The organism is Pelodictyon clathratiforme (assembly GCF_982375515.1).
Genome location: NZ_OZ455102.1, coordinates 2,793,283 through 2,819,088 on the forward strand (window position 1 = coordinate 2,793,283; position 25,806 = coordinate 2,819,088).

Genomic DNA, 25,806 nt, shown 5'->3' on the forward strand with positions numbered 1-25,806 from the left:
TTTCCCAACCCCTCCAGGTTCCCTGAAAGAAAAACTCTTAAACCGAAACCCTGAATACTGAATACCAATTGGAGATCTCTTTTCCATGACGGTCAACCAACCATTGAATGTCCCGCACTGTTTATGAAATAAATTTTTGTACCAATACAAAGGGCAGGCATACTGGTGCTCTTCACCCCTTCACCCAACTCCCACACGCTATCATCACCAATAACGGTGCTCCCCTCGCTTTTATGCTGACAGGGAATCTCAATGACATTCTGGCCAAGTGCAACCTCAAATTCAACAATAGTTTTCAGTGTCGGATTGGCCCATCCGGCAACTATCCGGCTGATGTACGACTCGTTTTTACCAAGCTTTTCGGCAAGTTGACGCTGAGTTATACCGCTCACTTTCATGATTTCAGTAACCCTTACCGCAAACGCACCCTGACGCTCAACAAACCTCCTTGTAGTGGGCGATACCGCCGCTGCCGCTTTTCTGAGCAATGATGTCATGATCTTATAACGAGTCAGATGTAAAAGTTAAGATTACCCGCCATCATACCAGTGGTTGCATCAATAATGATGTCACGGGACTTCTGACGGGCCTGAATCAGCTCATCAATCCTTTGCAGTTTTTCGGCAGCATCACGAAGCACCCCGTCATCCTGATAGGTACGGGTTCTTTTGATCCCCCCTGAACCGGCAATCAGCAGTACACTTGACCATCGCAGACAAAAAAGCCTCAGAGGGCCATTATCATAATGAAACGCTGCCAGAGAATCCCTGATTGAGCCCTCCCTGATTTTGAAAAAGTGCTCCTTGAAACCAAAAGAATCAACCATGTCTTCAAGACGTGAAACAAGAGAGTCAAAATCTTTGGAAGCCTGTATCCTCCTGTCTTCCAAAAACTTGTCAAGCTCGCTCTTCTCTTCACCCTCAAAACGAACAGAATAGAGTGCCCCACCAAGCCCATGCTCCTGATAGACGATCTCAAAGCCGCGCTTCACTTATAAGTTAAGTTTTTCTTCATGGAAAACAAAAAATCACTTCTTCCGCCAAATTTACCAATCATCACGGCTCCAACAAATGGCTGCGACTTCGATCATCTGCCTGACCATCACGGTGCTTATGGTGCTTGAGTTCATAAGTTCCTGAAAAAACGGGTTTACAAACGACAGTAATAATAAAAAACTCCGCCTCGTGCAGAACACAGGGCGGAGTTAAAATGGGGAAAAAGAGCAGTAACCCTTAGTGGTACTGTGCGCTCTCTTCCTTGACAAACTCAACAAGCAGTTTCAGATTTTCCGGATCCATATCGGGCAGAATGCCATGACCGAGGTTGAAAACGTGGCCTGAATGTTCGGTATGCTGGCCAAAAGACTTCAAAATTTTGGAGGCTTCAGCTTTGATTCTGTCGGGTGTACCGTAGAGTACCGTTGGATCAAGGTTACCCTGCAGAGCTACACGGTCGCCAAGTTCAGCGCGTGCCTTGCCGATATCAATACCCCAGCCGAGACCCATGGCCTCACAACCGGTATCAGCGATATCAGAAAGAATGGTGTTGCAATCCTTTGAGAAGACGATGACCGGAGTGTCAGGATATTTTGCCTTGATGGCCTGAACGGTATCCTTGATGTAGGGAAGGGCGTATTCACGATAGTCGTCCTCGGAGAGTGCGCTTGCCCATGAGTCGAATATCTGGATGGCATCGGCGCCAGCTTCGATCTGCTTGAGCACGTAGGCCGTGATAACACCGGAAATCTTGCCAAGCAGCGCATGGGCCATTGCCGGCTCACGGTACATCATCTTTTTGGCATAGGCATAGTTTTTCGATCCACCGCCTTCAACTGCATAGGTAAAGAGCGTCCATGCCGCGCCGGTAAAGCCGATGAGGGGAACACGGTTGTCGAGTTCTCTCTTGGTCATGCGAAGTGCATCAAGCACATAGCCAAGCTTTTCATCGATATCAGGAACAATCAGCTTGTCGATATCGGCCTGTGAACGGATCGGCGGTGTGAGTTTGATCCCTTTGGACTCGATAATTTCGACATTCATGCCCATGGCTTCATTAACCACAAGAATATCAGAAAAAATAATAGCCGCATCCACACCCATCAGTTCAACAGGCTGAATGGTAACCTCGGTTGCCAGTTCCGGAGTTTTACAGAGGGTTAAAAAATCGGTTTTTTCTCTCACAGCACGGTACTCCGGCAAATAACGACCTGCCTGACGCATCACCCAGATGGGGGTTCTGGAACATGGCTGGCGTTTTAGTGCCCGGAGAAAAAGATCATTTTTGAGCATGCAACGCAATAATTTGATGGGTTAACAAAACAAGGGCCCGTCAGATCGTCCGGTAATTCCCCGGCTGAGAGCAAAGTAAAAACGCAAAGCTACACTTTTTTAGCCTTTTTTTAAAACTTTCCGGAAGATGAGTAGATGCATCTTCAGCACACAATGTGACGTTTGATGCCAAGTTGTTTGGCACTGTAGCCAAGAGCAAGACCAATCATTTCGGAAATATGAAAAACAGGAATAGAACTCTCAACGCCGGCATGTTTGAGCGCCTTGGCCTGATAGCCGTCAAGCGACGTATGGCAGAGCGGACAGGGTGTTACAATGAAATCAGCTTTTGAGTCAATAGCCTCTTTAAGCGCCTCTGCCGCCACACTGAGCGACTCTTGCTCAGCAACCAGCAGGGTATGGAATCCACAGCAGCGATTTTTATGTTTATAGGGAATGGTTTGTCCACCCAAAGCCTCAATCAACTGATCAAGTGAGGTTGGATCAAGCGGATTATCATGACCAAGAACCGTGGATGGCCGAAGGATATGGCAGCCATAAAATGGAGCTATCCGATAATTTTTCAGCGGAACCTTCACCTTCTGACGAATGGTATCGAGCCCGACATCATCAACCAGTACCCAAAGAAGATGGCGCACCTCAGCAGTACCACGATATTCAAGCCCCTCTTTTTTGAGGATATCGTTAATCTCTTTTTTCAGTTCCGGCGACTCATCAAGCTTTTTCTTTGCTGTACGGATCGTCATAAGGCAGGTATTGCAGGAGACAATAAGATCAAGCCCCATCTTTTCGGCAAATGCAATATTGCGTCCATTGACCAGCGCAAAATGTTTCGGGCTGACATAGTCAAGATTGCTTCCCCCGCAACAGGTGCCTTCGTGCAGTTTGACAAACTCAATTCCAAGATCTTTCTGCCAAAGCTCAATCGAACGGTCTACCTCCTTGGTCATAGACTCATTGATGCAGCTCAGGTAATATGCATATCGCTTCATCCAGCAGTTCTCCCCTGTTATTTTTTATGAGCTTTATGATCCTGCTTCACATGTTCGGTCATCTCCCTGAACATTACGCGGAAGATCTTGATCCCCTTGGCTGATTTTACCAGCGGCGGTGGTGGTGGAGTCCGGCGTTTCATGATCATCTTCATGGCCATCGGCAGAAGGTTCTGCATTGTCCAGAAGACTCCATTGGTACGGATCGGAAGAGTAGCTTCGACCAGCTTGCCTTTCTTTTCAATGTCGGACATAAAGGCTTCAGCATGTTTGGAACCACTCGTATCCTTCATTCCCCGGCTCTCAATGGCATCTTCACGTATTCCATGAATGGCATCCATGATCGGAATGCTTTTGACGCAACTCTCCTGACAGCGGTAGCAGTGTGTACAGTCCCAAACGCCATGATCCTTGACCAGCTCGGCGAGACGCCGCTCATGGAGGGAATCCCGACTGTCAACATTCATGCGGTACGATTTCAGCAGCACGGCAGGCGAAACGTACTCCTTGTTCGCTCTCAAAATGCTGCATTCAGAGACACATGAAGCGCAAAGAATACAGTCTGTCGCCTTATCATAGCGAAGGAACTCATCCTCAGAGATCAGGAACTCTTTCTTGCCCATCTGGGCCTCGGGCATCGTTGAGTCAACCCAGTTTGAGTAGTGTGTCATTTTATCAACAACCGGGTCCATATCAACAATAAGATCCTTGATAAGCGGCAGGTTGCGCAACGGCTCAACCTTTATGACACCAGGCTCGCGGCTTTTGGCAAGCACATCCCATACCTGAGTCGTGCAGGCAAGCTGGGAGAGCCCATTGATTCTCATGCCGCACGAGCCACAGATTCCTGCCTGACAAAAAGCCCTGAAGCTGACCGATCCATCAATATGCTCTTTGATATAATTCAACGACCTGAGCACCGTAATACCTCTCTCAACCGGAATGGTATAATCGTCAAAATAGGATTTACTGTCAACCTGCGGATTGAAGCGGAAAACCCGGAAGGTTACATCTTTTTTCCCTTCTTTATGCTGTTCTATTGGCGCCGTCATAAGCAAAATAGTTAATAAGTTCTTTCCTTAAGTTCATAACGTCCCATAGTCACCGGCTTTTCACCAAGGACCACTTTGCCATCGACCAGGGTTGCCAATGTATGCTTGTGCCAGTTCTCGTCATCGCGAACAGGAAAATCAATCCGGGTATGAGAGCCCCGGCTTTCCTGGCGGGCATAAGCGCCGACTGCAACGGTTTCGGCCAGATCGAGCATATTTTTCAGTTCAAGCACCTGCATGAGATTGGTGTTGAAAACATCACTGGTGTCAAAGATACGGACTTTTTTAAAGCGTTCTTTAAGCTCCGCAATATCCTGGATACCCTTCTGTATCAGAGAGGATTCCCTGAAAATACCAACGTTACTCGCCAATGTATGACCAAGATCTTCCCGCAAAGCGCCATACCGTTCATAGTGACCGGATGCATGCATGCCTCCCCGGATCTCTTCATACTGCTCCTTGAGTTCGACTTCCGGTATCGTTCCCGGATCAAATTTGCCAGCCTCTTCAGCCGCTGTATGGCCAGCAATACGACCGAACACAAGAATATCAAGCAGAGAATTTCCTCCAAGACGATTTGCACCATGAACCGATACGCAACCACACTCGCCAGCCGCATAAACGCCCTGCATAACTGTTCGGCCAAAATTATCAGTGTCGATTCCTCCCATCGAATAATGAGCGGTCGGTCTGATCGGAATTGGCTCCTCTATGGGGTCAACGCCTTCAAATTGCATGGACATCTCTCGTATCTGGGGCAACCGCGACTTGATAAGGTCAGCCCCCAAATGGGTAAGGTCAAGATGGATATAGGTTCCTGCAGGGCTGTCAAATCCCCTCCCTTCATTGATCTCGGTTTCAATTGAGCGCGACACAAGATCCCGCGGGCCAAGTTCCATCTTCTCTTTCGCATATCTGGCCATGAAACGCTCTCCATCCTTGTTGACAAGGTAGCCACCTTCACCCCTCGCCCCTTCAGTGATGAGCAAGCCACTCTTTCTCAGTCCGGTGGGATGAAACTGGACAAACTCCATATCTTTGAGAGGAATACCTGAGCGGAAAGCAATGGCCTGGCCATCGCCGGTATTGCCTGCAGCATTACTTGAGCGATTCCAGTACATTTTGGCATATCCGCCAGTAGCAAAAATTACCGTCCTTGCCGGAAAAGCCTCAACTTTGCCACTCTTCATATTCATGGCAATAAGCCCTCTCGAACGACTCCCGTTAACCGAAAGGCTCAGCGCAAAATACTCATTGAAAAAAATCACCCCTTTTTTCAAACACTGTTCGTAGAGTGTCTGCAGAATCGTGTGACCTGTTTTGTCGGAACAGTAACAACACCTTGGAAGAGTTGCTCCGCCGAATGGCCGCTGTGCTATGGTCTTGTCATCCATTCTTGACCACGGCGTCCCCATATTTTCAAGCTCACGAATAATTTTAGGCGCTTCAGAACAAAGCACATCAACCGCATCCTGATCGGCAAGATAATCGCTGCCCTTGATGGTGTCGAAAATATGCATCTCAACCGTATCATTCTTTGCCTTGTTGGCAAGCGCAGCATTAGCGCCACCCTGAGCCGCAGAGGTATGCGACCGATTGGGATAGACTTTGGTAAGAACGGCAATATTGAGTGCCGGATTCGTTTTCATTGCCTCCATGGCGGCATAAAGTCCGGCACCCCCACCACCAACAATGACAATATCAAATGGTTTCATACGCTCAAATCTCCTTGTGAAGCTGTAAAGAGAACCTCACTGATTAAATGAACGGGCACGGCAAAAGCAAGTGCCCCGTTCACTGAAATTGGTCTTTCTGGTATTATTGAGGAAAGCTGTGCAACGTACCCCGATGGCTAAAGGGCTACATGATCATCATGAACAGGAAGTTCCTCAACAGCATGAAGCACATCTGTCATATTTAGGATACCTATAATCTTATTGTTTTCCATAACAGTAAGGCGTCTGACATTACTCCTTTTCATCAGACGAAGAGCGTACTTGACCCTGAGACCGGGATTAACACTGATAACCGGCTTGCTCATAATCTGAAACACAGGCGTATTCCATGGATCACGATAAACATCCTCTCCCGGATCAATCACTTTTTCAAGAATATCTTTTTCAGTCACAATACCATAACAATCATCCTCGTTACGAGGCTCAACAATAAGACCACTCTCCCGGCTTCTTTTCATAATCTGCAGAGCTTCGGCAACCGTACAGCTTCCTTTGATTATCTGAAAATCTTTCTGCATAAGGGCAGATACTGCAAGCGTACGCAATGTTATAAGCTGATCCATAGTCATCAGGTTACTTATTATTAAAAAAACAGATAACGCCCATTTTTACCGTTCAGCAGAGTAAATGACAGGCCACCGATTTTATTGTCAAGAAAGCAGAAAAAGGGAGGATTGCCAGATTTATGAACACAACCGGCAACGTAAACGTAATTTATAAAAAAAAACAACATAAATGCAAAAACTGACCGCTCAAAACGAGGAATTATGCAATTCCATGCCTCTTTTTATATGCTGCCCAGTTCTGTTTAAGAGCAAGAAATGCATTGAAATCACCCTGCAGCAAAAAAGGATTGGAAGCACGCTCCCTGCTGATTGATGAAATCGGCGACAGGCCGTAATCGTGACCGGGGTAGACTGTTGTCTCTGCCGGCAGCAACATGAGTTTATCCTGCAACGAATGGTATTCAGCAAACGCCTGCTCTTCTGTGCCGGTACCGCCCACCTTCCCTGTAAAAAGGGTGTCACCAGTAAAAAGAGCATCACCAACATGAATACAAATGGAATCCGCCGTATGTCCTGGTGTATGAAGAATACGAGCCTCAAGAGAACCAAGAGGAAAGAGCGCTCCATCCTCAACGGTAATACCTGTCCTCGGACAGGTATCACCGAAAAGCAGGGGAGAAAGAGCTGTCATCACACCAATAGCCTCATTCCCATTGGTATGATCGTCATGACCGTGAGTTGAAAAAACAAAACGGATCACAAATCCCTGTTCGGCAGCAAACTGCACAATAATGGCGGGATTGAAAGAAGCGTCAATGACTATGGCCTCTTTTGAAACTTCATCAGCAACGAGGTAACCAAAATTTCTGTCGCCACCTGTCCGAAACTGTTTGACAATCATGGAGTTTCCCTTGATCAGGCTGTTTTTTCAACGTTCATCAGAAAGGCCCTTGCCGGAAAATCCTTATCCTCGGCTATAGGATTCTTTTCAAGTTCAACCATGATCGCCTCTGCCTTGTCGTCATCAAGAATGGCAAAACAGAGCGATGAATAGGTTGCCGACACCTCATCTGAAGGCCACCAAGACTGCTGCTGCAGCTTTTTCCGGTCACAGTTGCAGCCCCGGATTGCAACATTGCTGAACATGTGTACCTGATACTTCTGGAAGAGAGCCCGCACTTGCGGACGGGTCTCCTCGTGCCCCATAATAGCAAGAAATTTCATGTGATGGCCTCTTCTACTTTTTTGCTGATTTCTTCTCTACAATATAATAGACAATCGGTACAACCACGAGGGTCAGAATGGTTGAAAGAATACCTCCCCAGATCAGCGATATGGCCAGTCCCTGGAAAATAGGATCAAACAACATAACAATAGAACCAATGACTACTGCTCCTGAAGTCAGAATAATCGGCCGTGTACGAACAGCCGCTGACTCAATGACCGCCTGTTTAAGATCAACACCTTCAGCCCTGCGAATCTGGATAAAGTCAATGAGCAGTACGGAGTTACGAACCATGATACCTGCAAGTGCAATCATACCGATCATACTGGTTGCGGTAAAAAAAGCTCCGTGCAGCATATGGCCAGGAATAATCCCCACAAGGCTCAGAGGAATGGCAATCATCATGATCAGCGGAGTCTTGAAAGACTGGAACCAGCCGATAATCAACAGATAGATAATGACAAGAACAACGGCAAAGGCCGTGCCAAGATCTCTGAAAACCTCAAAGGTAATCTGCCACTCCCCATCCCATTTCATCGCCAGCTTATCCTCCGATGTCGGATTGGCGGTATAAAGAGGACTCACACTGTACCCTCCAGGAACCTTAAGCTTCTCGATCTTTTTATCCATATCAAGCATGGCATAGACCGGGCTCTCCGTTGCACCAGCCACATCCGCCGTCACATAGACCACCCGGCGAAGATCTTTGCGATAAATGCTCTTGTCCTGGATTTTTTCTTCAACGGTCACCAGCTCCGACAGCGGAATCATCTCGCCGGCGCGCAGACGGGTTGTCAGGCTTCCCATACCCTGCGATTGCACAAAAATACCTGACAGATCCTGCAATGATGTTCTGTCAGACTGAGGCAGACGTACCTGAATCGATACGGGTTCAAGTTCCTTGTCCGTATGCAGCACACCAACATCCATACCTGCAAGCGACATGCGCAGTGTCTGGGCTATCTGCTCGGCACTTACTCCGCGGAAAGCAGCACGCTCTTTGTTGACAACAAGATTGAATACTTTTTGGTCATCCTCAACAAGCCAGTCAACATCAACGACACCCGGAGTCTCTTCAAAGACCTTTTTTACCTGGCGGGCAAGCGCAATCTGCTCCACCTGCGAAGGACCGTAAATTTCAGCAACAAGAGTTGAGAGCACTGGAGGGCCCGGAGGAATCTCAACAATCTTTGCGTTTGCATTATAACGTTTTGCAATCTGCTGCACACCGGCTCTCACCTTTTTGGCAATATCATGGCTCTGCACCTTGCGCTCATCCTTGGGAACAAGGTTGACCTGGATGTCACCCATGTTCTTGGCCTGACGAAGGTAATAGTGGCGGACAAGACCATTGAAGTTGATGGGCGCATTGGTACCCACATAATACTGGTAGCTGCGAACCTCAGGCACCGTTTTCAGATAGGCTGCAATCTCCTTGGTCACTCTTGCCGTCTGCTCAAGAGCGGTTCCTTCCGGCATATCAATAATTACCTGAAACTCATTCTTGTTATCAAACGGAAGCATCTTCATCTGGACAGCCTTCAACGGCACCAGTGCAATAGCGCCAATGAGCATCAATCCAACCACACCAAAAGCGATCCATCTCTTGAAACTGCTCTCGATAAAAGGAGAGAGAATGGTATTGAAGAGCTTGTAATAACCCGTTTTGGTAATATCATACTCTTCATGATGTCCCGTCTCGGTTTTCAGAAGACGAAAGGCCAGCCAGGGTGTTGCTATCAATGCAACGAGAAGGGAGAATATCATTGCCAGCGAAGCTCCGATCGGCATCGGGCTCATGTAGGGACCCATCAAACCGGAAACGAAAACCATCGGCAGTACGGCGGCGATAACAGTGAAGGTTGCCAGAATGGTCGGATTGCCCACCTCATTGATAGCCGTAATTGCAGCCTGCAGTTTGGGCTGCCGCTTCATTGCAAAATGACGATGAATATTCTCGGCAATGATAATGGAATCATCAACGACAATACCCGTCACAAAAATCAAGGCAAAAAGAGTAACCCTGTTGAGTGAATAATCGAGCAGATAGTAGATGAGCAGGGTGAGTGCGAAGGTGATCGGTACCGAAGCAAAAACCACAAGCGCGCCCCTCCATCCAAGGAAAAAGCCCACGACAATCGTTACGGCTACGACAGCCATCAGCAGATGCTCAAGCAGGGTAAATACTTTGTCTGTTGCCGTTGCGCCATAGTTCCTTGTTTCACTGACCGTCACATCAGCAGGAATCAGGTTCTTTTTGAGATCATCAACCTTTGCAATCACCTTGTCGGCAAGTTTGGAGGCATCACTTCCCTGCCGTTTGGCCACCGTCAGTGTCACTGCCGGATACTCCCCTGTAGCGGAACCTGTCCGGGCAGCAGCAGCCCAGCCAAAAAAGTTGTAGTTATTGACCTCTTCAGGCCCGTCAACAACACTGGCAACATCTCGGAGATAAACCGGTGATGCGCCATAGATACCAACAACAATATTGGCAACTTCGCCGGCACTCTCAAAAAAGCTTCCCGAGCGGACAATGATTTCCTCATTCATCTGCTTGAAATCTCCGGCAGTCATCTGACTGTTTGCCAATTGTACCTGACGGGCAATCTGCAAAGGGCTCACATTGAACTGCCGGAGTTTTTCCTTGTTCAGCACAATTTTTACCTGGCGTTTCAATCCTCCCTTTATTTCGACGTCACCGATATTCTTGATTTTTTTCAGTTCATCGGCTACCTCAACGGCTGTTTTACGGAGCTGATAGGGATCCTTCGTCTTGCTCCAGAAGGTGAGATTAAGGGCTGGAACATCGTCAATAGAGACCTTTTTCATCAGAGGAAACTGGACACCTGATGGCATTTTGTCCATGTTTTTCATCAAGGTCGACCACAACTTGACCATACTTTTCTCAGAATCTTCACCGACCTTAAAACGTACGGTCACTAACGCCAAATCGGGCATGGAGGTGGAATAGACATAATCGACTCCCGGAATTTCTGTCAAGGAACGCTCTACCGTCTTGGCGACCCGTGACTCTACCTCTGCCGGAGTGGCTCCCGGATAGGGGATATACAGATCAACCATCGGTACCACAATCTGCGGCTCTTCCTCTCTGGGGGTCATGAACGTCGCCATAATACCCACAAGGAGAGAGGCCACCATCAGAAGCGGCGTAATCTTCGAATTGATAAACTGTTTTGCGAGTTTACCGGCAATACCTTCATTCATTGGTTTGATCCTCCACAGTCACACGTTTTTTTACCGTTACACCTTCAACAAGCGCTGGACTATAAACCCCAACCACAAGCTCTCCTTTATCCAAACCACCAAGAACAACAAGGTCATTATTCATGGAGCGCCCTGTACTGATCCAACGTACCGAGAGGCGGTTATCAGCCCCGACAACAAAAACTCCGGTAAGTTCTCCTTTATGAAAAATTGCCGATACCGGCACCAGCAAGCGCTCTCCGCTCTCGGTTGAATTGAGCGCGCGAACAGGAACGATCGCACCGACCTCAACTGAAGGTGACTGGATCGGGCTCTTTTTCGGCTCTTCACGATTGCCACACCCCGCAACAAAGAGTGGAATGGCCACCAGAAGAAGACATCTCTTTTTTATATCCATGCTCATTGCATTATTCTGCTTCAGTTAGGAAAGCTTCTCAGTTGCCACGGTAATATTCAAGCTCACTTCTTGATACACAATAATCATATGTGGCCTGATTCAACCTCATTTTAGCATAGGTATAAGCCTGCTCCCTCATCAGGAGTTCGAAGGTCATCGCCATACCAGTCTTGAACTGTGTGCTTATATAATCAAGACTTACCCTTGCCTCCTCCAATGATTTCCTTGCAACGGCAATTCTTGCCTTGGCGGTTTTCAGCGACCGGAACGATTTGCTCACCTCCACAAGACTATTGCTCTTTGCAGCTTCATAATTGTACATTGCCTCACGCGCCTGGGCTTTGGATTCCTGGATACGTCCCACTGAAGACATACCGTCGAAAATATTCCACTGCATGTTCATCCCGAGCGCCCAGCTTGAACCCCCGCCAAAAATATTGTTACTGTGCAGATTTGTCTGCAGAAAAGCGTTCAAACGTGGACGCCTTGAAGCCTGAACCATCTCTTCCTGCAGGGCTGCAACCTGCCGATAGGTTTCGAGCGCTTTTAGATCGGCCCGCTCCTCAGGCCTGTTTTTCTCATTTCCCTCAGGCAGCACAGCATCGACAACAAAATCACCCGTAGGTATAATGGAAACACCCCGATCAAGGTTCAACATCACCACAAGCGACTCTGTTGCGTTTTTTATCTCATCATGCAACAACATTTTCTGCTCCTGAAGTTCAGCAAGTCTGACATCCGTTGACAGCTTGTCAGACTTCGGCAGTAACCCGGCACGATAACCTTTGGCGGCATCGTTACTGTGTGCCTGCATGGTTGTTATCGACTTCTCAACAGCCTCTATATTCTTGCGTGCAAGAATCAACCCATAATAGACTTTGCTTACCTGGAGCCCGATAGTCTCCTCACTGCGAAGAGCCATATGCTCCTGTGCCTTCTTGGCCGTTATCGCCATATTCCGTCCTACGGCAGCATCAGCGTTGTAAACCGGCTGCATGACCTGAATGGAGGTATTGAAATCATTGATAATATCAGCATTATTCAACTTTGCCGGATCAAAATCAGATGCCTCTATCGTGTTCTGCTGCAATTTAAAAACCAATGCCGCCCCAGGGTCATTGGTCAAGACAAGCGTCTCCGACAACGTAACTTTCGGCAGGAATGACTGACGGGTCTGGACAATTTTTGCCTCAGCCTGATCAACCCGGCTTCGTGCAGCCTTTACGGTATAGTTGTTTTGACGGGCCATGGCGATGGCATCGGAAAGAGAGAGCTTCATGGTCTCGCCAGCATTTGCCTGGAGAGGAACGGCCAAAGCGCCCACCATGCAAAAGCCGATTAACGCCTTATATATCTTCATGTTCATCTACTGTTTAGATATGAGTTTTAAAATCTTTTCCGCACTTTTTGAGTCACCATTATTCATACACTCCTTAAGATTGCGGTGAAGTACCAACGAAAAAGTGTTATCCAAAGCGGCTTTTGCCGCCTGAAACTGTGTAATAACCTGGGAACACTCCTCCTCCCTTTCAATCATTCTGATAAGTCCCTCAACCTGACCACCTACCCGTTTCAGTCTGAGAATCACGTCATTCATAAAACTTTCTGGTTTTAACGGCAATAATAAGATACCCGTACCCCGTACCGGTATAAAGGTATAAAAAAAAATATTCCCCGCAAGCACTTTCATTGCAAGCGGGGAAAAAGGCGGGACTACATCACGAAAAATCCCTTACTTTTTACCTCCTTCTACAGCAAGTTCAGCCGCAGTACAGCAAATATCTGACTGTACCTGACAGAGCATACTTTCCGTTGCCTGCTGCATGATCTGTGACATGACCGCTTCGCTCATGAACTTGAGTATACCCTCCGGCATGAGGTTTAAGGGAAAAGAGAGATCAAAATCAAGCGCAATATTGGTGTCAAAATAAACTGATGTACGGCCATCATGCTGATGCAGCAGGCAAATTTCGGAACTTGCCTTGCCGACAAAGGTATGAGGAGCAACCGCGTCAAACTGAGGATAATCATGAACAGCCTCCATGCGAATCCGCTTTCCATTCCCATTGAGATGGGCCATATCTTTCACCCTGGCAGCCAATTGCTGACCATAACTGTCTTCAAACGAAAACGCCTCTTCAACTTGGCGGACAAAAAAAACCGCCGTGATCGGATTGTTTCGGGGATCAGCAACCTGAAAAACCCATTGAAACATATCGAGTTCTATTAAATGCTTGACGTTACTGCAATAAGGATTACAGTTCATCAGCTTTGTATGATCTGAGAAATAGAGGACCGATTCATGTAAACATGAGTCAAGAACAACATGCGCTTTGCTTTTACCAACAACTTCCATGGCAATATTAAAAAAGATTAAAAATCCCAATAAAGAGTTTTATTTTTTTAAAACGCTTGTCGTCGGTTGAGAGTTCCACCCATAAATTGTCAACACTGTTCAGCCTTTTGCTGCATCACCTGTCCTAAATTTTCAGCAAACTTTTCAACAACCTTGTCTGCAACTTTTCCAGCCAATAACCCTCCAAGTCCTGCAAGCAGGATCCGTGGAACTCCATGAACAAAAAAAGGAATCCCGAAAGGAGATAAAAGAAATGCACCGCCGACAATCGTTGCTACAGGCTTGATCAGCCCTTCCGGTGAAAGGCGCTGTTGATGGTTGTCCATAAAAACTTTTTTTTTAGCATAAGACCGGGACCTGATAACTCATCATCAACCCTGAATCGGAAAACCTGAACGAAGCCGCCTACTCTTTTGCTTTTGCTCCATTCACAATTTTATTGAGTGAATTTGAAAACATACTGAGCGCCATCTCTATAACCTTCAATTGCGAGTTGGTAATATCAACCAGAGCAATACATAAGACATTGAAAGCCTCAACAGTATCAATAGGAGATTCTGATGATGCTGGAGCCGCAGCCACGGGCGCGACAGGTTGCGCAGCGGTCGCCAAAGAGCTCTTGGTTTCAGGTTTCGTCACGACGTTGCGGCTTTGCTGTTGAACTGCCGGAGGCGTTGAAGGCTTGATGCTGGGCGCCTCCTGATCAGAAGCTGCTTTTTTTTTGAATCGGGAAAAAAATCCGCCTTTTTGTTCATCATTTGCCATTATCGTTATGCATTTGAATGTTTAAAATAATAACCGGTTAATTGCACACTCTTCAGCCTTAATCAAAAAAGCAGAAGCTCCCTTAGCATCTTGGTATTACCATGTCAATGGGTAATGTAACCAAAAAGAGGCGCAACAGGAGATCATCCATTATGAAAAAGTTTTTCAAGCATACAGAATTTTGTAATTTTTGCACATGAAGTGCACTGGTACTCATAATATAGTGGACCCCGAATTTTAGACAGTGGTTTAAGTTGTTAACTTGCCCCAAAAAGGAGCAGGTAATGACAAAAAGGACACGAAAAAATTTCAGCAGTGGCTTTAAGGCCAAGGTGGCACTTGAGGCTATTCAAGGGGTCAAGACGCTGAATGAAATCGGTCAGGAATTTGGAGTACACCCCGTTCAGGTCGGTAAGTGGAAGAAAGAGTTGCAGGAACAGGCATCAAGCTTGTTTGAAGCCAAACGGGGTCCAAAACCAGTTGAACCGGCTGCAGATCCTGAAAAGCTTTATACGGAAATCGGGCGGTTAAAGGTCGAGCTGGATTGGCTTAAAAAAAAGTCCGGACTGTCCCTATGAGTGTGCGCAGATGGTGGGTCAGCGACAAAGAGCCATTGCCGGTGGCAAAGCAATGCGTCCTTGTGTCCGTTAATCGTTCGACGATATATTTGCCGTCTATCGTGTTGTTTCCTGATGCAGAAGACTTGCAGTTGCTTGAACTGATTGACAAGGAGTACACCAAGCATCCATTTTATGGTAGTCGTAAAATCATGCACTATCTTCGTAGCGAGGGTTACCAGATCAACCGGAAACGGGTTCAGCGGCTTATGCGAAGGTTGGGTCTGGCCGGTATGGCACCGGGCCCCAACACCAGCAAACCGCATCCGGAGCACAAGATCTACCCCTATCTCTTGCGGGGAGTTGATGTCACAAAACCCAACCAAGTCTGGTCGACTGACATCACCTATATTCTCCTTCCAAAGGGCTTTATGTATCTGGTGGCAGTCATCGACTGGTATTCCCGGAAAGTACTCTCCTGGCGATTATCGAACTCGATGGAAAGCACCTTTTGCGTTGACTGTCTGCAAGAAGCGTTACGAAAATACGGGACACCCGATATCTTCAACACCGATCAAGGCACCCAGTTTACGAGTGCCGCCTTTGTCGGAGCGCTCACGGAGCACCCATCCATCAGTATTAGCATGGATGGACGTGGCCGAGCACTGGACAACATCTTTGTCGAACGACTCTGGAGGAGTGTCAAATATGAGGATATATATCTCAAAGGTTACTCCACCGCAGCAGAATTACAGTGCGGATTAAAGGAATATTTTGTATTGTTCAACGTTGAAAGGCAGCATCAGTCGTTGGGCTACAGTACGCCAGATAAGGTTTACCGGACAGCCGTTGGAGGTGGTGCAAGAATAGTTGACAAGTATAACAAGAACAAGCAGACAGAAGAGTTAAAGGTAAAAGAGGGGCAGCGCCTTTCCGCTGCATGAACAGGTCAGGTTACCAACTTAAACTCAGCCACTTTTTGTCCACCGGTTGGGGTCCACTTCATAACATAGCCTTTTCGTTTCAATAGAACCTCCGGAAACAGCTTGATACGTTCGAACGCCATCACAACATTTGAAAATATAAGCCACCAAACCACCAATAAAACCAGCTATGCAAAACAGCAGTCGTAAAATCATGCACTATCTGAAGTTCTGTGGTTTTCGATTTTTAATCAACCATATTTTTAATATCTTTATTTTCTATTTTTCGCAGAACTACGCGAAGAACAGCGGATTTACTTTTGATGCACTTTAACATATCGCGAAATAAACAGGCATTCTTGATAAATCAATTTATCCTTAGGCAAGTAATATGACGAATCCTGTCACTCAAAAAAAGTCACTCAAACTGCTGTTTATTGCTCCAAAAGGGAAAAAAGACTCAAAGACAAACCAGAAGCCCTTATTCCATATGGCCATAGGTGTTCTCGTCAGCCTTACTCCCAAAGAGCACCATATTGAAATCGCCGATGAACATTTTGAAGACTCCATCAACTATGACGGTGACTACGATCTAGTAGGCATTACCTCTCGAACTATCGACGCAACAAGAGCCTATGAGATAGCTGACAAGTTCCGTGAAAAAGGCAAAAAAGTCATCCTGGGCGGCCTTCATGTATCCTTTAATGCTGAAGAAGCCATGGCTCATGCCGACTGCATCGTGTGCGGAGAAGCAGAAAATTTATGGGCTACCGTTCTTGAAGATGTAAGTCTTGGCTGTTTAAAACCAACATACAACGCAAAAGATTTCCCACCTGTAACAAAAATCGTTCCGTTAGATTACGAAAGAATTGCCCAGGCTTCCAAAAGGGAAAAAGTTGACGGGTCAAAATCCATACCGATCTATGTAACACGCGGTTGCCCTTATGAGTGCTCATTTTGTGTTACACCTAATTTCACCGGGAAGTTATATCGATCACAGAAACCGGAAGACCTGAAACGCCAGATTGAAACTGCTAAAAAAGTATTTTTCAAAGCAAAATCGAAGTCATCAAAACCTTGGTTCATGCTTTGCGACGAGAACCTCGGTGTTAGCAAAAAAAGGCTATGGGAAACACTGGATCTTTTAAAAGGATGCAATATCAACTACAGCGTCTTTTTCAGCATGAACTTCCTTGAAGACAAAGAGACGATAAAAAAACTGGTTGAGTCGGGCTGCAATATGGTACTGGTTGGATTTGAGTCTATTAAGCAGAGCACCCTTGAAGCGTATAATAAAGGCCATATAAACTCAGCCGAAAAATTTTCCCAGGTCATTGAAGAGTGCAGACAAGCCGGACTGAATGTCCAGGGAAACTTCCTTGTCAACCCGGATCTTGACTCCTTTAAGGATATGGACGATCTGGTTCGTTTTGTGGGCAAGAATAATATCTTTATGCCGATTTTTCAAATCATCACTCCCTATCCGGGTACGAAAATGTACTGGGAATACAAGGAGAAGGGGCTTATCACCGATTATGATTGGGAAAAATACAATGCCATAAATCTAGTAATTCACTCAGAACACTACGACCCGATAGCCTTTCAGCATAAGTTCATGACCAGCTATTACAAAACATACTCATGGATAAATATCGCCAATAGAGTCAAGCATAACCCCTATAAATTGCTCAACCTTATCACAAGTCTTGCATTTAAAAGAAATCTTAAGGAGCAGCTCAATACCTTTGAAGTTAACCATAACATCAGAACAACAAGATCCATTAAATAACAGACGTGCAGAATTTTATAGACTATACCACACTTGTCGCACCCGTAGTTTTTTACCTGTCCGGTATTATTATAGTTGTGATGCTAAACATGTTTATCGGAAAAAAGGCCGCCCCGAAATAATCCAGCTTTAAGAATTAAGGCAAGGAGTAACCTCGGGCAGCCGCCTTTAACAACTGGATTTTGCTGTTTATTCCTTCCGGCAATGCGTTGTTGACTTTATGCTCCAGCCCCTTGGAGGTAGGGTCGTTAAACCACGGCGCGCCGTTTTCCGGCACCTGGCTTACCTGACTGCTTCGCCCCAAAGCTTCTTAGGGTGTCCATTATTATTGTTGCACGTTCAGAGCCCCAATAATGGTTAAAATATCAACCATTTGAATCATCATCCAAATCATCTGTGATCGGAAAACAAGAATAGGCCAAAAACGGAAAATAAGAATCACCCAGGGTTAGCGTAAAAAACACCCATAGCTCGTAGTTTGAAGGTGCGAACCAAATCAAACCCCAGAGCTATGAGGACACAGCTAAAAAAGCTAACCATGTACAATAAAGTTAAGGAACTTTCCCGAGAAGGCTTAAGCATTCGCCAAATCAGCCGAAATACCGGCTTGGACCGAGTGACTGTCCGCAAGTACCTCCGCATGACCGATGAGGAATTCAGTGATTTCCTTGCTCAACAAAAGCGGCGCTACCGAAAATTGCAGCCCTATGAACAGTTCATCAAGAACAGGGTTGCCGACTATCCTGACTGTAGTGCTGCACAAGTAGAAGATTGGCTGAAGGAGCATCACCCTGAATTCCCTGAGATAACAACTCGAACGATCTACTCCTTTGTTCAGTGGATCCGAAAATCCCATGATATTCCGAAACCGAAAGGAACCCCTCGGCACTATTATCCCGTCGAGCAACTTCCTTATGGAGAGCAGGCACAGGTGGATTTCGGCGAGTACTGGATGCTCAGTGCTGATGAGAACAAAGTGAAGGTTTACTTCATGATTATGCTGCTCTCCCGAAGCCGCCGAAAGTTTGTCAGCTTCAGCCAGCAGCCGATCACCACCCGTTTCGTGCTTGAGGCTCATGAACAGGCATTCACCTTTTTTGAAGGCATACCGCACACACTGGTCTATGATCAAGATTCAACGATAGTTACCAACGAAAACCGTGGTGCGATCCTCTATACTGAGGCGTTCAATAAATATCTGTTACACCGCAGTCTCAAAATCCATCTCTGCCGGAAAAGCGATCCGGAAAGTAAAGGGAAAATTTAGGCTGGCGTCAAGTATGTGAAACACAACTTCCTGCCGGGACGACGATTTGTCAATCTCGATGTACTGAACCAGGAGGTGTTACTCTGGCTTGAACGAACGGCCAATGCCAAGGAACATACGACAACACATCTGGTTCCTGATGCAGAATGGCAGGTCGAAAAACAGCATCTTCGCCCTTATGAACCGTTACCCTATCCGATTTCCGGTACTATCGGTAAAGACTACCATGTACGCAAAGACAACACGATTTCATATCGAGGAAATTTTTATACCCTGCCGGTCGGAACCTATGCTGGACCAGGAACACAGGTTGTGCTGGAAGCCAGAGAAAACAACCTTTTTCTGTACGCCCAAGACGGCAAGTTGCTGGCTGGTCACCTGATCGAAAGCGGTAAAGGTATTGTGGTGATCAACAATCACCACCGTCGTGATATCTCTACAAAAATTAGAGAATTGCAGGATTCACTCATGCAGCAGTTCACCAATCAGGAACAGGCTGGACTGTTCCTTGAAAGTATCCATAACCGTTATCCGAGGTACATTCGAGACCAGTTTCTGCATGTACGCGATACCATCAACGGATGCGAGCAAAGGCTGGTTGACGATGCCCTTGCCTCTTGTGTCGATCATCATCTCTTTTCAAGCGGCGAGTTCCATGACATCCTGCAACATCACCGGAAGCAGAAGGACAAACAGAGTCATCATGCGGTATTTAAGGCATTCCGTCCGAAAACACTCCAGAGTGACTTGAACAAAATTCTGTCGTTTGTGCCAGAGAGTAGTACTATAACCACTTATGAAAAAATTCTTTGCTAATCACCATGGAAAGAACCATTACCACCATACAGGAGCATGCCAGGGAACTCAACCTTACGGGGCTGGCAGTGAGCGTTGACGTCCTGCTCGAAGAAGCACGCAAAAGCGAGCCATCCTACAGCGATTTTGCACTTGCTCTGCTTGAGAGAGAACTCTCCTGTCGGCGACATGCTCATCTTGAACGGTGCAGGAAAGTAGCTAACCTGCCGTTCCTCCATGATCTTGATCATTATGACTCTGGAGTTCAGAACGGAATCAGCCAAGTCCAGCTCCAGCAGTTGCGACAACTGCTCTGGCTTGACCAGAACTACAACTTGATCCTGATCGGGCCAAGCGGTACTGGCAAGAGCTATCTTGCTGACGGGCTCTGCAATGAAGCCATTTAACTCGGTTATCACGCGCTGTTCCGGACTATGGACAACCTCATCCAAACCATCAGGTTCAAAGAAATTACCACTGCAGCGGCAAGAGAGTACAAGCGATTGTTGAATGCACACCTGCTGGTTATCGACGATATTATGATGTTCCCGCTTGAGAAGTCGGTTGCCGTCGGTCTGTTCCAGCTTGTCAACCAGCTTCATGAACAGACATCATTCATCATTACGACAAACAAAAGCCCGAAAGAGTGGACGGAGATGCTCGGCGATGAGGTACTTGCAACAGCGTTGCTTGATCGGCTGCTCTACAAATGCGAGGTCATCAAACTTACCGGTAAGAGCTACCGGCTCGAACACCGTAAAACCATCTTCAATCAACTGCAACCGGTGGAAGGAGGCCCCAATCTTGGCAAGAAACAACTACCGAGTCAAAAAGTAGTTGCAAATCATTTTGAAATGACGTAATCTCAAGCCTCTCCCTGGGTGATTGCTAATTTCCGAAATTGGCTGATTTTTAATTTCCGACTACAACAAGGGATTCGGGATGCCGGTTGCAGATTTCCGTCGCGATCATACCTCCCATCGAGTGGCCGACAATATGCAGCTTTCTGGAGCCGAGAAGGCCAAGACTGACAAGCAATTCCGACGCCTCATCGGCAAACCTCTCGACGGAAAAAGAAAGACACGAATGGCTGCATACGGTTCGGCCCGTTCCGCTTTGATCGAAGGAAAGACAACGGTACTGCGAAGATAGCCGATCTATTACTGGTATCCAGTATCTCGCAGAAATTGACCAGCCGTTGAAAAACAAAACGACTTCCCGATTGTCGCCAACACTCCATCCGGTGTCTTCATAATATATCTTCCCTCTTGTTGTATCAGCAAAACTCATAGTTTTTCGTGCTGGTTAAAAAAGATTTGCCGAACCATCTTCCTGGGGGCCGGCAAAAAAGCCCCCGTACGCGTCATATACGCCCGGTATTCGTCTCCGAAAAAACCGATGAGCATTTTCTCCTCATTTAAAGCCCATTTGACAGTCAAAACAGTGGCAATCAGGCTAAACACAGTAACGGCTGCATTCGCTGTAATAAGGATAAAAGCTATAAAAAGCAACATCATGGCGGTATACATGGGGTGCCTGATAAAACGATAGGGTCCTGTGATTACAAGCTTGTGCCCTTCCATCAATCTTGGAAAAGGACTCCAGTATCTTCCGAGTGTTTTCATGGTCAGAAAAAGAAACAGAAAAGATACTGCGGCAGCAATAGCGCCCCCGTAACGGAGCCATGTGGGAAAAGGAAAATGCAAAGCCTCAACCCATGGTGGATACCATGTGTAACTCGCCACGATAGCTATCCATAAAAAAAACATTACTTTCTGGAAAATAACCCTGAAACGGCTTATTTCCCCTGCATTTCCCGCTTCAGGTATTATCGGTTTTTCTTGCGGTTTCATGCGCTGTATGAACAAGCCTCTCATCAAGAAACCGGCGACGTAGATCCCGGCAAAAATAATCCTGAACGGCAACTCATCATGCATGGCCATACATTGTTTTACTGGTTTTTCAAGCTCACATCGGAGGAAAGTTAATGCTCTCTGAAAATATAATGAAAAGGGTCGGTGAAGTCAGGTTAATAGTTGTTTGCAATACTGGCAAGAACGGTTACATTTTAAGGGCATATTCGAATCTTCAGGCAAGGAACTGTTGGGCGAGTAAACCTGTTTATCATGAACACTCAGTCAGCAAATGTCCGTTCATCCTGAGCTGAATCGGGCTCCCACTGAAAAAAAACGAATTACAGGGCCTGATCAGAGTGAAAAAAGAGCATGCAACAATATCAGGGAGAAAGAAACGTTTTTGTGTAATCATGGAAGTTGTAGGAAAAAGCAAAGCATTGGTCGTTCTTGAGTCATGCCTGCAGGAATCGACTGTTTATTTCTCAAATCACGAGAAAATCCTGAAATGCAATCCGTACTGCAGATATGTACGCTATATACCGGATTTCGATGTTTTTCAATGGACCTTCGAGGTTGACGATCCTCGAAATAACCCGATCGTAGCAATCTTTTTTGTCAGACAGACCGAAGAGCATATACCGACAGACAGTGCAGTTTTCAGGCGCTACGTCGGTGAAAGCCGGGCTCCCATCGATACAGAGACCCCCGGGAAAAAAATTATCTGGGAAACCGTCGAGTCGGCCCCGGAACTGCTTTTTAACAACGACCATACCTTCATCGGCAAAACTTTTTCTGAAATTTTCCTTCTTCACCAGACAGACAATCGGACGACCGTTCATTTCGAAACAAATATATCGCTGGATTTCAAACTGTCATTTCCGCTCAATCTCATGCCGGAACCGGCACTGAAATTCATGAGCGATATGATTATGTCGAAAATCATGCAGCAGGCAACCGAAAGCATGCTTTGTCAGGTTCAGTCGGATATCTGCTGCTCTATGCCTGAAATTGCCACCGAAGGTGGAAAGAAATAGACAGAAAAGATGGCAAGACAGGGTTTGTCTGACCGCAGTATGATTATCAGCATAAGTTATCATGTACCGAGCACAAAGCCCCCTTGAAATAAAGGCTTGATGCATGCCTCTTGATCACTCAAAACAAAATGCCTATTTTAATGCAACATTCTGTTGTGTCGTTGAAAACTTCATCTCTTCCCATGACTAAACCATCAAAAATACAGACGCCTCGCTTCGACGAACCATTGTGCAGCAAATGCGGTCTATGCATGGGCAATGCCTGGCCGGTGAAGGAGAGCCTGGAAAGCTGTGTTTTTCGTTGCGGATGGGTAGAAAATCATGAAAAAAGGATTTTCGGAAGAGTAAGGAACCCTGATGACAGCGATGAACTGCGTTTCGGTATCAGTCTCAAACGATTCAACGCAACATTGAAAAAACCTGTCAATGGAGCGCAATGGAGCGGCATCATTACCCGAATATCGACAATGGCCCTGCAAACAAACCTTGTGGATGCGGTGCTAACGCTTCATGGAGAGCCTCTGCAACCAAAAGCAGTGCTTGCTAAAACCGCTCAGGATATTCATGAGGCCCGCGGCAATAAACCAGTGTTGTCTCCTGTACTTCAGGCATTGCATACGGCTTATCGGGAAAAAACAAGAAGGCTCCTGGTTGTCGGAGCTGCCTGCCATGTACATATGGTGAGGGATTTTACAAGAAAAAGCCCCTATTTTGCCGATTTGGACCTGTATATCGTAGGTATCCCTTGTACCGATAATCTGGAGCCATCCCATCTTCAATGGGTTTTCCGGAATATCAGCAAAAATCCGGAAACGGTTATCAATTTCGAATTCATGCAGGATTACAGGGTACATATTCTTCACAAAGCCGGAAAAGTCGAGAAAATCCCATTTTTCTGCCTTCCATCAGCGGTTATGAAAGTCGGAGTATTTCCGAACTCCTGCCTGAGTTGCTTTGATTACATCAACAGCCTTTCAGATATTACTGTCGGTTATTTAGGTGCGCCATACAGCAAAAACAGAAAAACGCAATGGATTATTGTCAGAACGGAAAGAGGAGAAAAGCTGCTGGATCTTATCAATGATGAAATAGAAACGTCACCTGAGGTTTTTTTTGGCGATAGTCATAGTGCGGTACAAGCAGCACTTCAGCCGACTCTCATGCCGATTCTTCAACCGGAGAAGCTTGATGACCGGAAAGCGATGCCTAAATGGCTTGGCATCTATCTGAGCCGAAAAAAAGCGAAATCCGGTCCGGGAGGTACTGAGTTTGCAAAATACTCAATAGATATTCATGCTATAAGGAACTTCTATTTCCTTAAAATGTACCGTCCGGACGATATAGGCATTGTGCCGACCCATATCTATGACCTTCTTTCTCAATATGACCTTTCATCGATACAAAGAATAATCGAGGCCCGGATTTAACAGCAAAAACTGATATAAACATGAAAAACATCGTTATCACAGGAAGCAGCAGAGGAATTGGCCTGGGTCTTGCTCATGCATTTCTCTCAAAAGGCTGCCGTGTCATGATCAGCAGCAGCAACAGCAGCAACCTTGACAAAGCACTGAATGAGCTGGCCGAGCAGCATGGCTCCGAACATATCTCGGCAAAAACATGTGATGTTGCCAATTACCAGGAGGTTCAGGATCTTTGGGACCATGCGCAAAAATCGATAGGCCAGGTAGATATCTGGATAAACAACGCCGGTATTGCCCACCCTTTGCTTCCGTTCTGGAAGCTTGATATGACACAGATCGGGCATACCCTTGATGTCAATCTTGCCGGAACAATAAATGGATCGCATGTGGCTATCAGAGGAATGATCGAACAGGGGTCGGGATACCTGTACAATCTTGAAGGCCAGGGTGCCGACGGGGGAATAATTCACGGAATGGGTGTTTTTGGAACGTCCAAGGCGGCTGTACACTATTTCTCGAAATCCCTTATCGAAGAAACCCGGTCTTTGAAGATAAAGGTAGGTACAATCATACCGGGAATCATACGTACGGAGCTGCAAGCTAAAACCTCACAACAAACCGATGCTGGCAGGCTTTTTCTTTCGTTGCTTGGCGAAAATGTTCGGGAAGCAACGGAAGACCTTGCAAAAAGAATTCTTGCAAACAATACACATGGGGTCTGCATCAACCGCATGACGCCACCCGACATGATCGGAAAAATCGCAACATTACCTATCAATTTTTTGTTAGGCAGGTGACCTGACAGCGATGGAAATAGCAATCGGATAAGGGCAGGCAATCACAAGATAAAAGCCTGATAATTCCGGTTCCTGGCTTCAAGTCACCTAAACGCGTGCGTCAACGTCAATAAATCAAGTCAGGCAACTACGTCTGATCATGCGTGAGCACTCCTGCTCTACGGAGGATATTGCTAATCATCTTCAGGCTGAGGCGGCAATATCTGACCAATGTTCTCAATAACCTTTTCAGCAACCGCTCCGGCAAGAAATCCACCTGCACCGGCAAGCAGAACTCTTGGAATCCCTCTGATAAAAGGTGGAATACCAAGTGGTGAGAGTAAAAAAGCCCCGCTCACAATTGCCGCTGCAGGCTTTGTCAATTCCTCCGGTATAATATTCTGTGGTAGTTGCGGCATTTCTTTCCCTTTTAATCGGTTTTAAAAAAAACATCCACTTATTTCGTTTGCTGCCCATCGGTAATTTTAGCAATGGAATTTGACAGCATAGTCAGCACCATTTCAACGGTTTTTACCTGCGATAAGCCCAGGTCACCAAAAGCCTTCCAGCAAGCACTAAAAGCCGCTGTCGTATCGATCGCCTCGAAAACAACAGGTTTTTCCTGTTGTTCCGCAGTGGCTGCTGGCTTTACGTTTGCTACGGGCTTCGGCGTCATCTCACGGGAAACCGATACTGCCGGCTTTTCAGAAGAAGCTGCCTTTGTTTCTGATTGTTGCGATGTAATAGCCGATTTGTTTGCTACGGATTTCTCCTCTTTTCTGAATACGGAAAAAAAACCGCCTTTTCGTGATTCGTTTGCCATGTCAGAATCTGTTTATGATG

28 protein-coding genes and 1 pseudogene are annotated in these 25,806 nt (G+C 46.4%); 8 read left to right on the forward strand and 21 right to left on the reverse strand.

Annotation, left to right across the window (positions count from 1 at the left end; all coding sequences use genetic code 11):
• Nucleotides 1-92: 92 nt before the first annotated feature.
• From AC56AD_RS13685 to AC56AD_RS13760, 16 genes are all read right to left on the reverse strand, one after another.
• Complete coding sequence (locus AC56AD_RS13685) at nt 93-497, reverse strand: helix-turn-helix domain-containing protein (protein ID WP_012509342.1); 405 nt, start codon at nt 495-497, stop codon at nt 93-95.
• A 14-nt stretch (nt 498-511) separates the two neighbouring features.
• A complete protein-coding gene (locus AC56AD_RS13690) occupies nt 512-991 on the reverse strand; it encodes a hypothetical protein (protein WP_012509343.1) in 480 nt (159 codons plus the stop codon).
• A 241-nt stretch (nt 992-1,232) separates the two neighbouring features.
• Complete coding sequence (hemE, locus tag AC56AD_RS13695; protein ID WP_012509344.1) at nt 1,233-2,288, reverse strand: uroporphyrinogen decarboxylase; 1,056 nt, start codon at nt 2,286-2,288, stop codon at nt 1,233-1,235.
• 143 nt (nt 2,289-2,431) lie between these two features.
• Nucleotides 2,432-3,280: a CoB--CoM heterodisulfide reductase iron-sulfur subunit B family protein gene (locus AC56AD_RS13700; RefSeq protein WP_012509345.1), complete on the reverse strand. Its 849-nt coding sequence runs from the start codon at nt 3,278-3,280 to the stop codon at nt 2,432-2,434.
• Nucleotides 3,281-3,297: 17 nt separating this feature from the next.
• Complete coding sequence (locus AC56AD_RS13705) at nt 3,298-4,332, reverse strand: succinate dehydrogenase/fumarate reductase iron-sulfur subunit (protein WP_012509346.1); 1,035 nt, start codon at nt 4,330-4,332, stop codon at nt 3,298-3,300.
• Between the two features lie 11 nt (nt 4,333-4,343).
• Nucleotides 4,344-6,047, reverse strand: coding sequence for an FAD-dependent oxidoreductase (locus AC56AD_RS13710; RefSeq protein WP_012509347.1), 1,704 nt, complete (start codon nt 6,045-6,047; stop codon nt 4,344-4,346).
• A 137-nt stretch (nt 6,048-6,184) separates the two neighbouring features.
• Nucleotides 6,185-6,631 carry a CBS domain-containing protein gene (locus tag AC56AD_RS13715; RefSeq protein ID WP_041526568.1) on the reverse strand — a complete coding sequence of 149 codons (447 nt, stop codon included), beginning with the start codon at nt 6,629-6,631 and terminating at the stop codon, nt 6,185-6,187.
• Nucleotides 6,632-6,833: 202 nt separating this feature from the next.
• Nucleotides 6,834-7,475, reverse strand: coding sequence for a hydroxyacylglutathione hydrolase family protein (locus tag AC56AD_RS13720; protein ID WP_012509350.1), 642 nt, complete (start codon nt 7,473-7,475; stop codon nt 6,834-6,836).
• Nucleotides 7,476-7,489: 14 nt separating this feature from the next.
• A complete protein-coding gene (locus tag AC56AD_RS13725; RefSeq protein WP_012509351.1) occupies nt 7,490-7,798 on the reverse strand; it encodes a hypothetical protein in 309 nt (102 codons plus the stop codon).
• 13 nt (nt 7,799-7,811) lie between these two features.
• Entirely contained in the window at nt 7,812-11,024 is a 3,213-nt protein-coding gene (locus AC56AD_RS13730) for an efflux RND transporter permease subunit (RefSeq protein ID WP_012509352.1), read from the reverse strand.
• The gene (locus tag AC56AD_RS13735) at nt 11,017-11,427 is read right to left on the reverse strand and encodes an efflux RND transporter periplasmic adaptor subunit (RefSeq protein WP_012509353.1); all 411 of its coding nucleotides are present in this window, start codon (nt 11,425-11,427) and stop codon (nt 11,017-11,019) included. Before AC56AD_RS13735 ends, AC56AD_RS13730 begins: the two co-directional genes overlap by 8 nt.
• Nucleotides 11,428-11,458: 31 nt before the next feature.
• Nucleotides 11,459-12,781, reverse strand: coding sequence for a TolC family protein (locus tag AC56AD_RS13740; RefSeq protein ID WP_012509354.1), 1,323 nt, complete (start codon nt 12,779-12,781; stop codon nt 11,459-11,461).
• Nucleotides 12,782-12,787: 6 nt separating this feature from the next.
• Complete coding sequence (locus AC56AD_RS13745; RefSeq protein ID WP_012509355.1) at nt 12,788-13,018, reverse strand: metal-sensitive transcriptional regulator; 231 nt, start codon at nt 13,016-13,018, stop codon at nt 12,788-12,790.
• 135 nt (nt 13,019-13,153) lie between these two features.
• Nucleotides 13,154-13,777 carry a DUF1997 domain-containing protein gene (locus AC56AD_RS13750; RefSeq protein ID WP_012509356.1) on the reverse strand — a complete coding sequence of 208 codons (624 nt, stop codon included), beginning with the start codon at nt 13,775-13,777 and terminating at the stop codon, nt 13,154-13,156.
• An 89-nt stretch (nt 13,778-13,866) separates the two neighbouring features.
• Entirely contained in the window at nt 13,867-14,103 is a 237-nt protein-coding gene (locus tag AC56AD_RS13755) for a hypothetical protein (RefSeq protein ID WP_012509357.1), read from the reverse strand.
• A gap of 79 nt (nt 14,104-14,182) precedes the next feature.
• Nucleotides 14,183-14,542 (reverse strand): hypothetical protein, encoded by a 360-nt coding sequence (locus AC56AD_RS13760; protein WP_012509358.1) that lies wholly within the window; start codon nt 14,540-14,542, stop codon nt 14,183-14,185.
• Nucleotides 14,543-14,826: 284 nt separating this feature from the next.
• On the opposite strand from AC56AD_RS13760, the gene AC56AD_RS13765 reads away from it, so the two are divergent.
• Nucleotides 14,827-16,043, forward strand: a protein-coding gene (locus AC56AD_RS13765; RefSeq protein ID WP_498983794.1) for an IS3 family transposase whose coding sequence is annotated in 2 segments (ribosomal slippage) — nt 14,827-15,103 and nt 15,103-16,043 — 1,218 coding nt in all. Because the reading frame shifts where the segments join, the coding sequence is not laid out codon by codon here.
• Between the two features lie 370 nt (nt 16,044-16,413).
• Entirely contained in the window at nt 16,414-17,811 is a 1,398-nt protein-coding gene (locus tag AC56AD_RS13770; RefSeq protein WP_012509361.1) for a B12-binding domain-containing radical SAM protein, read from the forward strand.
• 136 nt (nt 17,812-17,947) lie between these two features.
• On the opposite strand, the gene AC56AD_RS13775 is transcribed toward AC56AD_RS13770, so the two are convergent.
• Nucleotides 17,948-18,088 (reverse strand): transposase, encoded by a 141-nt coding sequence (locus AC56AD_RS13775; RefSeq protein ID WP_223294050.1) that lies wholly within the window; start codon nt 18,086-18,088, stop codon nt 17,948-17,950.
• A 261-nt stretch (nt 18,089-18,349) separates the two neighbouring features.
• Between AC56AD_RS13775 and AC56AD_RS13780 the strand changes: the two genes are divergently transcribed.
• From AC56AD_RS13780 to istB, 3 genes and pseudogenes are all read left to right on the forward strand, one after another.
• Nucleotides 18,350-19,078 carry a DDE-type integrase/transposase/recombinase gene (locus AC56AD_RS13780; RefSeq protein ID WP_223293931.1) on the forward strand — a complete coding sequence of 243 codons (729 nt, stop codon included), beginning with the start codon at nt 18,350-18,352 and terminating at the stop codon, nt 19,076-19,078.
• Between the two features lie 15 nt (nt 19,079-19,093).
• Nucleotides 19,094-19,894, forward strand: coding sequence for a hypothetical protein (locus AC56AD_RS13785; protein WP_223293932.1), 801 nt, complete (start codon nt 19,094-19,096; stop codon nt 19,892-19,894).
• Between the two features lie 5 nt (nt 19,895-19,899).
• Nucleotides 19,900-20,736 (forward strand): annotated as a pseudogene (gene istB / locus AC56AD_RS13790) (IS21-like element helper ATPase IstB).
• A gap of 49 nt (nt 20,737-20,785) precedes the next feature.
• On the opposite strand, the gene AC56AD_RS13795 reads toward istB, so the two are convergent.
• Both AC56AD_RS13795 and AC56AD_RS13800 read right to left on the reverse strand, forming a co-directional pair.
• Nucleotides 20,786-21,163, reverse strand: coding sequence for an alpha/beta fold hydrolase (locus AC56AD_RS13795; RefSeq protein WP_012509362.1), 378 nt, complete (start codon nt 21,161-21,163; stop codon nt 20,786-20,788).
• A complete protein-coding gene (locus tag AC56AD_RS13800; protein ID WP_012509363.1) occupies nt 21,160-21,816 on the reverse strand; it encodes a methyltransferase family protein in 657 nt (218 codons plus the stop codon). The genes AC56AD_RS13795 and AC56AD_RS13800 overlap by 4 nt, the downstream gene beginning before the upstream one ends.
• A gap of 323 nt (nt 21,817-22,139) precedes the next feature.
• Between AC56AD_RS13800 and AC56AD_RS13805 the strand changes: the two genes are divergently transcribed.
• The 3 genes from AC56AD_RS13805 (at nt 22,140) to AC56AD_RS13815 (ending at nt 24,984) form a co-directional block, all read left to right on the forward strand.
• On the forward strand, nt 22,140-22,763 hold the full coding sequence (locus AC56AD_RS13805; RefSeq protein ID WP_012509364.1) for a DUF1997 domain-containing protein: 624 nt from the start codon (nt 22,140-22,142) through the stop codon (nt 22,761-22,763).
• 182 nt (nt 22,764-22,945) lie between these two features.
• Nucleotides 22,946-24,190, forward strand: a complete 1,245-nt coding sequence (locus AC56AD_RS13810; RefSeq protein WP_150081043.1) for a Coenzyme F420 hydrogenase/dehydrogenase, beta subunit C-terminal domain — start codon at nt 22,946-22,948, stop codon at nt 24,188-24,190.
• 20 nt (nt 24,191-24,210) lie between these two features.
• Nucleotides 24,211-24,984, forward strand: coding sequence for an SDR family NAD(P)-dependent oxidoreductase (locus AC56AD_RS13815; RefSeq protein ID WP_012509366.1), 774 nt, complete (start codon nt 24,211-24,213; stop codon nt 24,982-24,984).
• Between the two features lie 173 nt (nt 24,985-25,157).
• Here AC56AD_RS13815 and AC56AD_RS13820 read toward each other — a convergent pair whose 3' ends face one another.
• Nucleotides 25,158-25,382: a hypothetical protein gene (locus AC56AD_RS13820; RefSeq protein WP_011744097.1), complete on the reverse strand. Its 225-nt coding sequence runs from the start codon at nt 25,380-25,382 to the stop codon at nt 25,158-25,160.
• A gap of 38 nt (nt 25,383-25,420) precedes the next feature.
• A complete protein-coding gene (locus AC56AD_RS13825; RefSeq protein WP_012509367.1) occupies nt 25,421-25,786 on the reverse strand; it encodes a hypothetical protein in 366 nt (121 codons plus the stop codon).
• Nucleotides 25,787-25,806 lie beyond the last annotated feature (20 nt).

Coding starts and splice junctions, on each gene's coding strand:
- AC56AD_RS13700 (WP_012509345.1), bottom strand. CDS start 3,280: ATGAAGCGATATGCATATTACCTGAGCTGCATCAATGAGTCTATGACC.
- AC56AD_RS13725 (WP_012509351.1), bottom strand. CDS start 7,798: ATGAAATTTCTTGCTATTATGGGGCACGAGGAGACCCGTCCGCAAGTG.
- hemE (WP_012509344.1), bottom strand. CDS start 2,288: ATGCTCAAAAATGATCTTTTTCTCCGGGCACTAAAACGCCAGCCATGT.
- AC56AD_RS13710 (WP_012509347.1), bottom strand. CDS start 6,047: ATGAAACCATTTGATATTGTCATTGTTGGTGGTGGGGGTGCCGGACTT.
- AC56AD_RS13810 (WP_150081043.1), top strand. CDS start 22,946: ATGACTAAACCATCAAAAATACAGACGCCTCGCTTCGACGAACCATTG.
- AC56AD_RS13805 (WP_012509364.1), top strand. CDS start 22,140: ATGGAAGTTGTAGGAAAAAGCAAAGCATTGGTCGTTCTTGAGTCATGC.
- AC56AD_RS13750 (WP_012509356.1), bottom strand. CDS start 13,777: ATGGAAGTTGTTGGTAAAAGCAAAGCGCATGTTGTTCTTGACTCATGT.
- AC56AD_RS13770 (WP_012509361.1), top strand. CDS start 16,414: ATGACGAATCCTGTCACTCAAAAAAAGTCACTCAAACTGCTGTTTATT.
- AC56AD_RS13755 (WP_012509357.1), bottom strand. CDS start 14,103: ATGGACAACCATCAACAGCGCCTTTCACCGGAAGGGCTGATCAAGCCT.
- AC56AD_RS13825 (WP_012509367.1), bottom strand. CDS start 25,786: ATGGCAAACGAATCACGAAAAGGCGGTTTTTTTTCCGTATTCAGAAAA.
- AC56AD_RS13820 (WP_011744097.1), bottom strand. CDS start 25,382: ATGCCGCAACTACCACAGAATATTATACCGGAGGAATTGACAAAGCCT.
- AC56AD_RS13795 (WP_012509362.1), bottom strand. CDS start 21,163: ATGAGTTTTGCTGATACAACAAGAGGGAAGATATATTATGAAGACACC.
- AC56AD_RS13740 (WP_012509354.1), bottom strand. CDS start 12,781: ATGAAGATATATAAGGCGTTAATCGGCTTTTGCATGGTGGGCGCTTTG.
- AC56AD_RS13735 (WP_012509353.1), bottom strand. CDS start 11,427: ATGAGCATGGATATAAAAAAGAGATGTCTTCTTCTGGTGGCCATTCCA.
- AC56AD_RS13800 (WP_012509363.1), bottom strand. CDS start 21,816: ATGGCCATGCATGATGAGTTGCCGTTCAGGATTATTTTTGCCGGGATC.
- AC56AD_RS13730 (WP_012509352.1), bottom strand. CDS start 11,024: ATGAATGAAGGTATTGCCGGTAAACTCGCAAAACAGTTTATCAATTCG.
- AC56AD_RS13780 (WP_223293931.1), top strand. CDS start 18,350: ATGTACAATAAAGTTAAGGAACTTTCCCGAGAAGGCTTAAGCATTCGC.
- AC56AD_RS13685 (WP_012509342.1), bottom strand. CDS start 497: ATGACATCATTGCTCAGAAAAGCGGCAGCGGCGGTATCGCCCACTACA.
- AC56AD_RS13715 (WP_041526568.1), bottom strand. CDS start 6,631: ATGGATCAGCTTATAACATTGCGTACGCTTGCAGTATCTGCCCTTATG.
- AC56AD_RS13815 (WP_012509366.1), top strand. CDS start 24,211: ATGAAAAACATCGTTATCACAGGAAGCAGCAGAGGAATTGGCCTGGGT.
- AC56AD_RS13720 (WP_012509350.1), bottom strand. CDS start 7,475: ATGATTGTCAAACAGTTTCGGACAGGTGGCGACAGAAATTTTGGTTAC.
- AC56AD_RS13705 (WP_012509346.1), bottom strand. CDS start 4,332: ATGACGGCGCCAATAGAACAGCATAAAGAAGGGAAAAAAGATGTAACC.
- AC56AD_RS13760 (WP_012509358.1), bottom strand. CDS start 14,542: ATGGCAAATGATGAACAAAAAGGCGGATTTTTTTCCCGATTCAAAAAA.
- AC56AD_RS13745 (WP_012509355.1), bottom strand. CDS start 13,018: ATGAATGACGTGATTCTCAGACTGAAACGGGTAGGTGGTCAGGTTGAG.